This is a genomic window from Faecalibacterium sp. Marseille-P9590, from assembly GCF_017377665.1.
Lineage (GTDB): Bacteria > Bacillota > Clostridia > Oscillospirales > Ruminococcaceae > Faecalibacterium.
Genome location: NZ_JAFREF010000002.1, coordinates 323,465 through 336,692 on the forward strand (window position 1 = coordinate 323,465; position 13,228 = coordinate 336,692).

13 protein-coding genes are annotated in these 13,228 nt (G+C 60.6%); 8 read left to right on the top strand and 5 right to left on the bottom strand.

Annotation, left to right across the window (positions count from 1 at the left end; genetic code table 11):
• Positions 1–63 precede the first annotated feature (63 nt).
• The 3 genes from J3349_RS04140 to mtaB all read right to left on the bottom strand — a co-directional run bounded on the left by J3349_RS04140 (position 64) and on the right by mtaB (position 3,888).
• Complete coding sequence (locus J3349_RS04140) at positions 64–555, bottom strand: pilin (RefSeq protein WP_207676515.1); 492 nt, start codon at positions 553–555, stop codon at positions 64–66.
• Positions 556–792: 237 nt separating this feature from the next.
• Positions 793–2,346: a 4Fe-4S dicluster domain-containing protein gene (locus J3349_RS04145; RefSeq protein WP_207676516.1), complete on the bottom strand. Its 1,554-nt coding sequence runs from the start codon at positions 2,344–2,346 to the stop codon at positions 793–795.
• A gap of 246 nt (positions 2,347–2,592) precedes the next feature.
• The gene (gene mtaB / locus J3349_RS04150; protein ID WP_207676517.1) at positions 2,593–3,888 is read right to left on the bottom strand and encodes a tRNA (N(6)-L-threonylcarbamoyladenosine(37)-C(2))-methylthiotransferase MtaB; all 1,296 of its coding nucleotides are present in this window, start codon (positions 3,886–3,888) and stop codon (positions 2,593–2,595) included.
• 192 nt (positions 3,889–4,080) lie between these two features.
• On the opposite strand from mtaB, the gene J3349_RS04155 reads away from it, so the two are divergent.
• The 8 genes from J3349_RS04155 (at position 4,081) to plsY (ending at position 11,703) form a co-directional block, all read left to right on the top strand.
• Positions 4,081–5,337: a D-alanyl-D-alanine carboxypeptidase family protein gene (locus tag J3349_RS04155; protein ID WP_207676518.1), complete on the top strand. Its 1,257-nt coding sequence runs from the start codon at positions 4,081–4,083 to the stop codon at positions 5,335–5,337.
• Positions 5,338–5,557: 220 nt separating this feature from the next.
• Positions 5,558–6,889: a glucose-6-phosphate isomerase gene (locus tag J3349_RS04160; RefSeq protein ID WP_158400775.1), complete on the top strand. Its 1,332-nt coding sequence runs from the start codon at positions 5,558–5,560 to the stop codon at positions 6,887–6,889.
• 63 nt (positions 6,890–6,952) lie between these two features.
• On the top strand, positions 6,953–7,357 hold the full coding sequence (locus J3349_RS04165) for an ATP-binding protein (RefSeq protein ID WP_158396790.1): 405 nt from the start codon (positions 6,953–6,955) through the stop codon (positions 7,355–7,357).
• A gap of 147 nt (positions 7,358–7,504) precedes the next feature.
• On the top strand, positions 7,505–8,005 hold the full coding sequence (locus J3349_RS04170) for a YceD family protein (RefSeq protein WP_015563706.1): 501 nt from the start codon (positions 7,505–7,507) through the stop codon (positions 8,003–8,005).
• A 26-nt stretch (positions 8,006–8,031) separates the two neighbouring features.
• The gene (gene rpmF, locus J3349_RS04175) at positions 8,032–8,211 is read left to right on the top strand and encodes a 50S ribosomal protein L32 (protein WP_015563707.1); all 180 of its coding nucleotides are present in this window, start codon (positions 8,032–8,034) and stop codon (positions 8,209–8,211) included.
• Positions 8,212–8,314: 103 nt separating this feature from the next.
• Positions 8,315–9,646 (top strand): DUF512 domain-containing protein, encoded by a 1,332-nt coding sequence (locus J3349_RS04180; RefSeq protein ID WP_207676519.1) that lies wholly within the window; start codon positions 8,315–8,317, stop codon positions 9,644–9,646.
• 32 nt (positions 9,647–9,678) lie between these two features.
• Positions 9,679–11,022: a ribosome biogenesis GTPase Der gene (gene der / locus J3349_RS04185; protein WP_015563709.1), complete on the top strand. Its 1,344-nt coding sequence runs from the start codon at positions 9,679–9,681 to the stop codon at positions 11,020–11,022.
• Between the two features lie 18 nt (positions 11,023–11,040).
• The gene (gene plsY / locus J3349_RS04190; protein WP_207676520.1) at positions 11,041–11,703 is read left to right on the top strand and encodes a glycerol-3-phosphate 1-O-acyltransferase PlsY; all 663 of its coding nucleotides are present in this window, start codon (positions 11,041–11,043) and stop codon (positions 11,701–11,703) included.
• 65 nt (positions 11,704–11,768) lie between these two features.
• Here the strand turns inward: plsY and J3349_RS04195 are convergent, their stop codons facing one another.
• On the bottom strand, positions 11,769–12,359 hold the full coding sequence (locus J3349_RS04195; protein WP_207676521.1) for a transporter: 591 nt from the start codon (positions 12,357–12,359) through the stop codon (positions 11,769–11,771).
• A 201-nt stretch (positions 12,360–12,560) separates the two neighbouring features.
• Entirely contained in the window at positions 12,561–12,929 is a 369-nt protein-coding gene (locus tag J3349_RS04200; RefSeq protein ID WP_207676522.1) for a RidA family protein, read from the bottom strand.
• Positions 12,930–13,228 lie beyond the last annotated feature (299 nt).

A 13,228-nucleotide genomic window follows, 5' to 3' on the forward strand; every position in this document is an offset into this window, starting at 1 on the left:
ATAACGCAAGCGCCCCGCAGCTCGTAACAGAGCTGCGGGGCGCTTTTTGTGCTATTTGGCTTTTCAGCGCTCGACCCAGATGGACATCTTCGCACTGGTAGAGATGTCGCCGAGAAGGATGGTGTCCATCTTGATGCTGCAGGTCACGGCCAGCGCTTTGTTGGAATCGCTGCCGGTGAGCACTGAGGCGGGCAGGTTCTTGAGGGTCAGCACGGCGGTGCCGTCGGACAGGTCGCCGCTCAGAGTGCCGTCATAGTTCACCTCGCCGATGGCGATGCCGGTGAGACGGCCAGTCATGTTCATGGAAGAGAGCTGCTTGACCGGAAGCTCGAGAGTGAAGGTGCCGTTGGGCTGGCGGGTGAGGGTGGCTTCGCGGGTGGTGTCCACGGCACTGTCGGCCATCGACTCCTTGTCCCCGGACTCCCGCCAGAACCGGACGCCCACCGTCATCTTGACGGCGGCGGCACTGGCACTGACCGCCAGCATCAGGAGCAGCAGCAGCGAGACGAGGACCGCCCCGGTGCGTCTGCCCATATGCTTCAAAGAAATCGTCATATTCAAGAATCGACCTTTCCAGCCGCAGAGGCGGCTCTGTGCGTTCCAAAACGGAACGCGAAGGAATTTGTCACCGCAAAAATAACATATTCAGAAGAAAAAGTCAATCTGGCTTGTGAGGCTTTCACAAAAATGTTTCACATAAGACACATCTTATGGAAGAAAAGACGCAGACTTTGCCGAAGACACAAAAAAGCCGCCTCCCGGCGGACGGGAAGCGGCAGAAGTCAGGAAAACTTAGACCTCAAAGTTAGGGTCGTCCTTCAGCACGTGGATGCTGGTCATGAAGGGGCTCTGCTCGGGGTCCTGGAACGGAGCCTCCTTGACGTACTTGTTCAGGGCGACAGCAGTGCGGGTGGGGTCGGCGATGGTGCCGGCGCCGCCGATGCAGCCGCCGGGGCAGCCCATGCCTTCCAGCAGGTAGCCGTTGTACTTACCGGCCTTGGCCAGCATCAGCAGCTTCTTGCACTCGGCGAGGCCCTGTGCGGACGCGATCTTGACGTCCATATCGGGATGCCACTCCTTGACCTTGTCGGCGACAGCCTTGGCGACGCCGCCGGACTGTGCGAAGCCGCGGCCTGCGCCGGAAGCGTGGACCAGATCGACCTCATCGGGATCGACTTCGAGGTTGGCCACATCGATGTCCTTGGCCTCGATGATGCCGGCCAGTTCCTCGAAGGTCAGCACGAAGTCCACATCAGAGCGGACGGTGCGGCGGGAAGCTTCCAGCTTCTTGGCGGCGCAGGGTCCGATGAAGCACATACGGGCCTCCGGGTCGGCCTGCTTCATCATGCGGGCGGTAAAGACCATGGGGGTCATGGTCATGGAGATGTTCTTTGCAAGATCCGGGAAGGCGGTCTTTGCCATCATGCTCCATGCCGGGCAGCAGGAAGTAGCCATGAAGTTCAGCTTGTTGGGGACCTCCTCCAGGAAGTCGTGGGCCTCATCCACGGTACACAGGTCGGCACCGATGGCGACCTCCACGACGTCGTAGAAGCCCAGAGCCTTCAGCGCAGCCTTGAGCTTGCCGGTGGAGGCCAGGCCCGGGAACTGGTTGATGAAGGCGGGAGCGACGAGGGCGTAGATGCGGTCACCGCGGTTGAAGCCCTGAATGAGCTGGTAGATCTGGCCCTTGTCGGCGATGGCACCGAAGGGGCAGTTGACCAGACACTGGCCGCAGGACACGCACTTGCTGTAGTCGATCTCGGCGCGGCCCAGCTCATCGGAGTGGATGGCACCCATGCCGCAGGCAGCGGCGCAGGGACGCTCGGTCTTGACGATGGCGTTGTAGGGGCAGACGCCGACGCAGCGGCCGCACTTGATGCACTTTTCCTGGTCGATGGTGGAACGGCCGCTCTCCCAGGTGATGGCCTTCTTGGGGCAGACTTCCATACAGGGGTGTGCGAGGCAGCCCTGGCACAGGTCGGAGACCTTGACCAGCTTCTCGGGGCAGCGGTTGCAGGCAAACTTGATGACGTTCACCAGCGGGGGGTCATAATACTTATCGGCGATGGAAGCGTCCTCCAGACCGGAGACGACGCTGTTGTGCTCGTCCATGCGGCGGGTGGGCAGGCCCATGGCTAGACGAACGCGCTCCTCGACGATGGCGCGCTCAAGGAAGATGTCCTTGCGGAGCTTGCCTTCCTCACCGGGGATGATGGTGTAAGGGATCTTGCGCATCAGGTGGTTGGCCTGCTCGCCCTTGACGTTGGCGTAGGCCATCCGTGCCACCTCGGTAAAGACCTGGCGGCGGATCTGGATGACCGTCGTGTTGATTCCTCTGAAACTCATTCCAATCTCTCCTTGTTTTGAAACAACAGAACAAAAAACCGCTCCGACGCGGCTTTTCTCCGGGGCATTTGATACTGGGCTGCTGCAAACAGCCGGATGCCCCGAATAATCCACTTTTATTGTAGCATAAACCCTTCGGGAAGAAAAGGGAAAAACCTAAAATTTGTTATGAAATTCACAACTGGTATATCTTGCACAAATGAGAACAAATGGATTTGTACAAAACAGCAAAGAAACGGCTAAGATTTACACCATCTCGGCCCGGACACGCTCGCCGTCGTAGCTGCCCAGCCGGACATGGACGATCTCGCCGCTCTTATGGCCCGGGGCCGAGACCACGACGGGAACATACAGCCGGGTGTAGCCGGTGAAGAGGGTGCCGGAGAGGGGAGTCTCCAGCAGAACGTCGTCTTCGCTGCCCTCGCAGCCGGCCAGCACCTCGCGGCGGATGTCCTCGGCGATGGCGTTCATCTCCCGGCTGCGGGCCTGTTTTTCGCGCTCATGGACCTGGTCGGGGAAGTCGTAGGCGGGGGTGCCGCTGCGGCGGGAGTAGGGGAAGACGTGGACTTTCAGGAAGCCGATCTCCTTCAGGAACTCGCAGCTCTCCCGGAAATCTTCCTCCGTCTCGCCGGGGAAGCCGCAGATGCAGTCGGTGGTGAAGCTGACCGGGCGGTCACCGTAGGCGACGCGGAGCTGGCGGACCACCTCGGCGTACTGCTCGGCGGTATAGACGCGGCGCATCCGGCGCAGGGTGGCGCTGCAACCGCTCTGCAGGCTCAGGTGGTACTGGGGGCAGAGCTTGTCCACTGCCGCCAGCCGGGTGATGTATTCGGGGGTCAGCATATCGGGGTCAAGGCTGCCCAGCCGGATACGCTCGATGCCCTCCACCCGGGCGCACTTCTCCACCAGCTCCACAAGGTTGGTGCCGGTGTCGAGGCCGTAGCTGGGCAGGGAGATGGCGCTGAGCACCACTTCCCGGTAGCCGGAAGCGGCCAGCTGGCGCAGCTCGGCGAGGATGCTCTCTTCCGAGCGGCTGCGCACCGGGCCGCGGGCGCGGGGGATGACGCAGTAGGCGCACTGACGGTTGCAGCCGTCCTCTACTTTAATAAAGGCGCGGGTGTGGGTCTCGAACCGCTCCACCGGCAGTTCCTCGAACCGCTCGCCCTTCGCGTGGGGGGCGATGGCGACGATGCGCTCGTGGCCGTCCAGCAGCTTGAGCACATTATCGAGGATGGCTTTCCGGTCGCCGTTGCCGCAGACCAGGTCGGCCTCCATGAACTGGGCCGCTTCCTCGGGGAAAGCCTGCGGGTAGCAGCCGGTGAGGACGGTGACGGCGCCGGGGTTCTCGCGCTTGGCCCGGCGGAGCCACTTGCGGCTCTTCTGGTCGCCGAAGTTGGTGACGGTGCAGCTGTTTACCACAAAGACGTCGGCCTCTTCGCCCTCCGGCACGATGGTGAAACCGGCGGAGCGGAACATCTGTTCCAGCGCACCGGTCTCATTTAAGTTGACCTTGCAGCCAAGGGTATAAAAACAAACTCGCATGGGGTGTCCTTTCCAAAACCTCTCCGATTTGGCTCCCCTGTCGGGAAAGCTGGCTGCGAAGCAGACGGAGAGGTTATTACCTTATAATAAACCATCCTATTATAGCAGATTTTTCCCGGGGAGAAAAGAGCATTCCGGCCTCTTTTTTTGCATAGAATGCAATCAGACAGACATTGCGGGGAGGGACAAGGGATGGAACGAAAGAATTTTGCGGTGCTCTGCGCAGCCGTGCTCTGCTTCTGGCTGTTTGCACTGGCCCTTGGGACGGCGGAGGGCGTGGGCCTGCGGGCTGTCATGCACCCGGAAGAGCGGGCTGTCAGCGCCAACGTCGAGGAAGCGGCAGAAGGAATTCTGCTGCCGACTGCAGCCGCCGCGCCTCAGCTCGACCTCAACTGCCGCGCTGCCATCCTCATCGAGCAGGGGAGCGGACGGGTCCTCTACGAGAAGAACGCCGACGAGCGGGTCCCCATCGCCTCCATCACCAAGGTGATGACCCTGCTGCTTGCTTTCGAGGCTGTCCACGACGGGCGGCTGACCATGGAGACGCCGGTGCCGGTGAGTGAGCACGCCTACCACATGGGCGGCAGTCAGATCTGGCTGGAGCCGGGGGAGCGCTTTACATTGGACGAGATGATAAAGGCGATCTGCGTTTCCTCTGCTAACGACGCGGCAGTGGCCGTGGCCGAGCTGGTGGGCGGCAGTGAGCCGGCCTTCGTGGAGCAGATGAATGCCCGGGCCGCCTCGCTGGGGATGGAGCAGACGTCTTTCCGCAACGCCTGCGGGCTGGACGCCGAAGGCCATCTCTCCACGGCCCGGGATGTGGCCGCCATGAGCCGCACCATCCTGAACACCTGCCCCGAGGTGCTGCACTACACCGGCATCTGGACGGACACCCTCCGGGGCGGGGCAACCCAGCTGATCAATACGAATAAGCTCCTCCGCCGGTATGAGGGGATCACCGGCCTCAAGACCGGCACCACCGGCGGCGCAGGCGTCTGCATCTCAGCCAGCGCCACCCGGAACGGCCTCTCCCTCATCGCGGTGATATTGGGCGCACCATCCAGCGCCGACCGCTTCGACGCCGCCACGACTCTGCTGGACTATGGTTTCGGGGCCTATGAGGCCGCGCCGCTGCCAAAACTCGAGGCACAGCCGCTCCAGATCACGGTCAGGGGCAGCGCGGCGGGCAGCGTCCCGCTGGATTACTCGGCCCTGCCGGAGACGGTGCTGGTGGAGAAGGGGAGCGGGGCATCCCTGCATACCGAGCTGACCCTGCCCGAGGAGCTGGAAGCCCCGGTGGAGCAGGGCCAGACGCTGGGCAAAGCCGCCGTCTATCAGGGCGAAGCACTTCTGGAAGAGTACGAAGTGCGTGCTGCCACCGATGCGCCGAGGATGACCGTCCGGGATGCCATCGGCCTGCTGTGGCAGAGCCTCACCGGCGCGGCATGACCGAAAACTGCGCACTACCGGTCAAAAACGGTCAGCGAGGGCAAAGAATGGCTTGGACGTTTGTATAAAAGATGTAAGAGCATACAAAACAACACTATTAAAATTGTATGAAAAGCGAGGATTTTGGCCTTGACTTTGCCCGGCGGGAACGGTACACTTATACCAAGAAAAACCCTCGCCGGGCAAAGAGCCCGTAAAATGTTTTGGAGGTTTTGATAGAATGAGTCTCGCTCTGAATACAAAGCACCTCTCCAGTTTCATCAACGAAGAGGAATACAAGGCCATCTACCCCCAGGTAGAGGCTGCGCACAAGACGCTGGAAGCCAAGAACGGCCCCGGCAGCGACTTCCTGGGCTGGATGTATCTGCCCCGTGATTATGATAAGGAAGAGTTCGAGCGCATCAAGGCAGCTGCTGCCAAGATCCGTGAGGATTCCGACGTTCTGGTGGTCGCCGGCATCGGCGGCAGCTATCTGGGCGCACGCGCCGTCATCGAAGCCGTCAAGGGTATGTACCACAACGAGCTGGACAACGGCCTGAAGATCTACTTCTGCGGCAACAGCATCAGCCCCACCTATCTGAATGACATCATCGCGCTGTGCAAGGGCAAGCGCTTCTCCATCAACGTCATCTCCAAGTCCGGCACCACCACCGAGACCTCTCTGGCCTTCCGTGTGCTGCGCAAGCTGCTGGAAGACGAGATGGGCGTGGAAGAAGCCAACAAGCGCATCTACGCCACCACCGACCGCGCCAAGGGTACCCTCAAGCAGCTGGCTGACGCGCAGGGCTGGCCCACCTTCGTCGTCCCCGACGATGTCGGCGGCCGCTACTCCGTCCTTTCCGCTGTGGGCCTGCTGCCCATCGCTGCTGCCGGCATCAGCATCGACGACGTCATGAAGGGCGCAGCCGACGCTATGGAGCGCTTCTCCGTGCTCAGCCCCGACAACGACGCCTACAAGTATGCGGCCATCCGCAACATCCTGTACCGCAAGGGCAAGAGCATCGAGATCCTCGAGTGCTATGAGCCGAACTTCACCCTCATGAACGAGTGGTACAAGCAGCTGTTCGGTGAGAGCGAGGGCAAGGACAACAAGGGTCTGTTCCCCGCAAGCTGCATCTTCTCCACCGACCTGCACTCCATGGGTCAGTTCATCCAGGAAGGCTCCCGCACCATGTTCGAGACCATCGTGGATGTCAAGAAGCCCGCACAGGACCTCTTCATCGACAAGCTGGAGGGCAACTTCGACGGCCTGAACTTCCTGGCTGACCAGAATATGAGCGTGGTCAACCGCAAGGCCATGGAAGGCACCATCCTCGCCCACACCGACGGCGGCGTGCCGGAGGTGGTCATCGAGGTGGACGACCTGTCCGCTTATAATGTGGGCTACCTCATCTACTTCTTCTGGCGTGCCTGCGCCTGCAGCGGCTACCTGCTGAGCGTCAACCCCTTCAACCAGCCGGGCGTCGAGAGCTATAAGAAGAACATGTTCGCTCTGCTGGGCAAGCCGGGTTATGAGAACCTGACCGCCGAGCTGGAAGCAAAGCTGAAGTAAGAGCAAGCGGAACAAAAAACGATCTCCCGCCGTGAGGCGTGGAAAATACAGGAGGACAGAACTATGATTAAACTGATTGTTGGCACCAAAGGCTCCGGTAAGACCAAGGCTATGATCGACATGATCAACGATTCGGTCAAGACCTCCAAGGGCAACGTCGTTGTCGTCGAGAAGGGCATGAAGCTGACCTATGAGGTCCCCAACGCCGCCCGTCTCATCGACCTGGACGAGTACAAGATCGCCGGCGGCGAGATGCTGTACGGCTTCGTGGCCGGCCTGCTGGCAAGCAATTATGACATCACTGACCTGTACATCGACGGCATCCTGAAGGTGCTGGATCACGACATCAACCGTCTGGGCGTCGTTCTGGACGAGATCGCTGCTGCCGCCGGCGACTCCATCAAGGTCACCGTCACTGTCAGCGCTGACGAGGCTGCTCTGCCCCACGATGTGAAGAAGTACCTGTAAAATAACTCTGAAATTTCTGATTTGAAGCATCCCAGACAGGCAGGAAACCGGAGAATTTGAAATTTTTTCGGTTTTCTGCCTGTTTTGGTGTTGACAAAGGGCTGTGTTGGCGCTATACTAACAAAGCAGCCTTTTATGAGGTGTACTATGCAATTTGACCTGAGAAAGTTTATCGTATCCGGCACGAAACCTTACGCCGCAGAGTTTCAGTGTGATTTGTCTGCAAAGGATTTTGCCGGTGCAAGGATCGAGCAGCCTGTGACGGCCCGCTTTGAGGCGGTGCCGGATGGCGAGGAGATCCGGATGACGCTGCGGGCAAACGCATTGGTGCACGGAGAGTGCGCCCGCTGCCTCGACCCCGTCGAACGGGAAGAGACGGTGCAAGCAGAGTGGACGGTCAGGGAGCGCGATCTGGATGACCCGGATTTCGACCTGCCCCTCAACGAAAAAGGACATCTGGATGTGGATGAATGGCTCTGTCAGGAATTCATGTTCCAGATACCGACGGTGCTGCTTTGCAGCGCTGACTGCCCGGGCTTGTGTCCCCGGTGCGGGAAGAAGATGGCCGAATGTACCTGCCCTCCGGCAGAAGCTGAGGCCGAACCCGCAGACGCAAGGCTAGCGATACTCAAATCACTGCTGAACTGAGAAACCCATCAAGGAGGTGCAAAAATATGGCAGTACCTAAGAGACATCTTTCCAAGGCCCGCCGCGACAAGCGTCGCAGCAATGTTTGGAAGCTGGAGGCCCCCGCACTGGTCAAGTGCAGCAACTGCGGCTCTCTGAAGCTCCCCCACCAGGCATGTGGCAACTGCGGTTACTACAAGGGCGAGGAAGTCATCAAGAAGGGCTAATTTGCGCAGAATTGGTGGCACATTGGTGTTATGTACAGAAGGGGAGGGCGCAATGCCTTCCCCTTCTTGCTTTGTCTTGAAAACGAAATTGTGAGGTGAAAGCATGGCCATCAGGATCGACCGCGTAGACGCGGGCAGCGAGGCGGAAGCCCTCGGCCTCGCCGGCGGCGACGAGCTGCTGAGCGTGGACGGCAACGAGCTGAACGACACGCTGGACTATGATTTTTATACCGACAGCAAGAGCTTCCACCTCAAAGCGAGAGTGGCGGACGGCATCCGGGAGTGGGACGTCCGGCGGGAAGAGCGCGGCCCCTTCGGCTGCGACTTCTCCACCTATCTGGGCGACCAGAAGCACTCCTGCTCCAACCACTGCATGTTCTGCTTCATCGACCAGCTGCCCCCGGGAATGCGTGAGAGCCTCTACTTCAAGGACGACGACGAGCGCCTGTCCTTTTTGTTTGGCAACTATATCACCATGACCAACATGCAGGACCACGAGATCGACCGCATCATCAAGATGCATATCTCGCCCATCAACATCTCGGTCCACACCACCAATCCCCAGCTCCGCGTGCGGATGCTGGCGAATAAACGGGGCGGCGAGGTGCTGAAGTACCTGCCCCGTCTGGTGGAGGGCGGCATCGCCGTCAACTGCCAGCTGGTGCTCTGCCGGGGCATCAACGATGGCGACGAGCTCCGCCGCACCCTCACCGACCTGCTGGAGCTGACCCCGATGGTGCAGAGCGTGGCGGCAGTCCCCTGCGGCGTGACGGATTACCGCCAGAACCTCTTCAAGCAGACGCCCTACGACGCTGAGACCAGCGCCGCCGTCATCGACATCATGGAAGAGTTCGGCGACGAGTGCAAGCGCCGCCACGGCAAGCGCATCATCTATCCCAGCGATGAGTGGTATCTCAAGGCCGGCCGCCCCATCCCAGAGCCGGAGTTCTATGAGGACTACGACCAGCTGGAAAACGGCGTGGGCATGATGAGCCTCTTCCGGGAGGAATTTCTGGCCGAGCTGGAAAAGCCCCACCGCATCTATGGCACCAAAAAGATGGATGTCGTCACCGGCACCATGGCCGCGCCCCTCATCACCGAGATGATGGACGAGCTCCACCGCCAGTACCCCATGATAGAAGTAAAAGTCCATCCCATCAAAAATAACTTCTTCGGCGGCAACGTCGGCGTGGCGGGCCTCGTCACGGCGACCGACATCATCGCTCAGTGCGAGGGCCGGCTGTCCAGCGGTACCCTGGGCGTGCCTGCCGTGATGCTGCGGGAGGAGAAGGACACCTTCCTCGATGATATGACCATCGAGCAGCTGGGCCAGCGGCTCGGCGTAAAGGTGGAAGTCCTGCCCACCAGCGGCGGCGACGAGGCCAAGGCTCTGCTGCGCAGCGGCCTGCATATCGCCCGCCGGAGAAGACCGTAATTTTACCCCTTTTGTGAAAGGAGGAACCCCCTATGAGCAAACCGATCGTTGCTGTGGTGGGCCGCCCCAACGTGGGCAAGTCCACCCTGTTCAATAAGCTCTGCGGCCAGCGTCTGGCCATCGTGGAGGATACCCCGGGCATCACCCGCGACCGCATCTTTGCCAACTGCGAGTGGAGCGGCCACGAGTTCCTGCTGGTGGATACCGGCGGCATTGAGCCCAAGGCCACCGAGGGCATTCTGGCCCACATGCGCGAGCAGGCCCAGATCGCCATCGACACCGCCGACTGCATCATCATGGTGGTGGACGTGCGCAACGGCCTGACCGCCGCCGACGAGGACGTGGCCCATATGCTGCGCCGCAGCCACAAGCCCATCATCCTCGCCGTCAACAAATGCGACAATGTGGGCGAGACCCCCATGGAGCTCTACGAGTTCTATAACCTCGGCTTCGACGAAGTCATGCCCATCTCGTCCGTCCACGGCCACGGCACCGGCGACCTGCTGGACGCTGTCTGCGCCCACCTCGATTTCAGCGAGACCGTCGTGGAGGAAGACCGCATCCCCGTCGCCATCATCGGCCGCCCCAACGTGGGCAAGTCCAGCCTGACCAACCGCATCCTCGGTGAGAACCGCATGATCGTGGCCAACGAGGCCGGCACCACCCGCGACGCCATCGACACCCCCGTGGACAACGCTTACGGCAAGTTCATCTTCACCGATACCGCCGGTCTGCGCAAGCGCAGCAACATCACCGACGGCCTCGAGCGCTACATGGTCGTCCGCGCACTGGCCGCCGTCGAGCGCAGCCGCGTGGCCCTCATCCTCGTGGACGCCACCGTCGGCTTCACCGAGCAGGACAGCAAGGTGGCCGGTTACGCCCACGACCAGGGCAAGGCCTGCATCATCGTCGTCAACAAGTGGGACGCCGTGGAGGGCAAGGAGACCAACACCATGGAACTGCAGCGCCGGGGCTATGCCGAGTGCTTCAGCTTCATGGGCTACGCTCCCATCATCTTCATCTCGGCCCAGACCGGCTACAACGTCAACAAGCTGATGCAGCTCATCCGCGATGTGGACAGCCAGAACGGTGCCCGCGTGCCCACCGGTGTGCTGAATGAGATGCTGGCCCGCGCCACCGCTCGGATGCAGCCGCCCAGCGACAAGGGCCGCCGCCTGAAGATCTTCTACCTGACTCAGGCTTCCACCCGTCCGCCGACATTCGTGGCCTTCGTCAACGCAAAGCACCTGTTCCACTTCAGCTATCAGCGGTATATCATCAACCAGATCCGCGAGAACTTCGGTCTGGAGCACACCCCCATCCGCCTTGTCGTGCGTGAGCGCGGCTCCGGCGAAGTGGGAGCGAAGGACGTATAAGGAAGGGAGACTGGTTCTATGACCGCATTTCTCATTGTGCTGGCGGTCGCTGCCGAAGCCTATCTGCTGGGCAGCGTGGACACCGGCATCCTCGTCAGCAAGTATCTGTACCATGACGACGTCCGCACCCACGGCTCGGGCGCTGCCGGTATGACCAACATGCTGCGCACCTTCGGCAAGAAGGCCGCTGCCCTCACGGCGGTGGGCGATGTGCTCAAGGGCGTCGTGGCCGTCTGCCTTGGCCGGTGGCTGTTCGGCCATCTGCCCGCCGATGCTGCCGTCTCGCCCTATCTGGGCGTCTACCTCGCCGCCATCCTCGCCGTGGTGGGCCACTCCAAGCCCATCTACTTCGGCTTCAAGGGCGGCAAGGGCGTGCTGGTGGCTGCCGGTGCCATTCTGGCAGTCCAGCCGGTGCTGCTGCCAGTGCTGGCACTCATCTTCCTCGTCTGCCTGGTCCCCACCGGCATGGTGTCGCTGGGCAGCATCACCATGGCCGCGGCTTACCCGGTGCTGACGCTGGTGTACAGCCTCATGCGCGGCCTGCCGACTCAGGACGTGGTGGTCTGCACCGTCGGCGCTGCCATCATGGGCGGCATGGTCATCTGGATGCACCGTTCCAACATCCAGCGCATCCGGGACGGCAAGGAGTACCGTTTCGGCCAGAAGCACAAGAGCAACTAAGCATAAAAAATGCCCCGCAGGACGCTCGTTGAGAGCTGCCTGCGGGGCATTTTACGTTGTCAGGCTCATTTCGGGTCTGCTTCCAGCAGCGTGTCGGTGTTGTCCTCGTACTTGGGGTCTTCGATGGCGACTTCAAGCTCCGTGTTGGTGTCGTCATGATGCAGGTGCTTGCGCAGCCGGGCGGCGAATTCCTCTGACGGGATGCCGCTCTGGCTGGGGGAAAGGTCGGGTGCGGGGTGGCCGTCGGGCAGATGAGCGCCGAAGGCCGGCACGAAGAAGAACCTCCGCACGATGAAGATGAGGGCGATGGCGCTCACGCTCAGCAGGTTCTCCATGGCGGACTCGTGCCCCACCACCATGTGGCGGGCGATGGCGTAGAGCAGCACTTCGAGGCTGGAACCGGGGCTGTGCTTGGCCAGCATCTTGATGAACTCGATGCCGATGACGATGTCCAGCGCCCGCTGTAAGAAGATGCTCACCTCGACGTCGTTGCCGTCGAACAGCAGGCCGGGCATCCACTGCAGCAGCGGCACCATCGACAGCAGCAGGCCGATGAGGACGAGGCCGGACAACAGGATCTCGAGCAGGGTGGCTGCGCTGATGATCTTGTTGCGCAATTCGGCGCGGCTGTGGCTTTCAACACGGGAATTGGACATGGGCAGGGACCTCTCTTTCAAATTTGACCGGAAATCTTTTACAACAGTTCGATTCTATTGTAACAAAAGCGAAAAACGAAGTCAATTTCTCCGGCTGGGAAAGTTAACCAGCATGAAAAACTGGAATCGAAGGCAGACAAAAGGGGCCGTCCGCACCCGGAATGGAGTGCAGACAGCCCCTCTTTGTGCTGAAAAGGCGGCTTAGGCCTCAGCGATGGCTTCGATCTCACAGAGCACGCCCTTGGGCAGGTCTTTCACGGCCACGCAGCTGCGGGCAGGCTTGGAGGTGAAATACCTGGCGTACACCTCGTTGAAAGCGGCAAAGTCGGCGATGTCGGCCAGGAAGCAGGTGGTCTTGACCACCTTGTCAAAGCCCACGCCGGCAGCTTCGAGGATAGCGCCCACATTGCGGCAGCTCTGGTCAGCCTGTGCGGTGATGCCCTCGGCGACTGCGCCGGTGGCGGGGTCTACCGGGATCTGGCCGGAGGTGAAGACGAGACCGCCCACGGTGTAGCCCTGAGAGTAGGGGCCGATGGCGCCGGGAGCTTTTTCGGTGCTGATGATGTTCATATCGATTACCTCACATATCATAAATAGGGGAGTCTCCCGCCAAAAGGGGAGCCGATGAAAAAAGTCTACCACCAACTGTCCCCGCCGTCAACGGCCAGCAGGGAACGGTCCCGGAATTTCCGGAAAAAGGGAATGTAAAATTATTTGGAAAAATCTGTGCAAATCATCTTGACAAGAAATAAACTTTTATGATAAAAATAGAGCATGAAAGTAACATTTTTGCAGGAAAAACGCGGGCGCAGCGCAGGCAGGAAAGCCAGCTTTGCGCAGGCGCGTTTCTTTTTTGCAGAAAAAGCGAA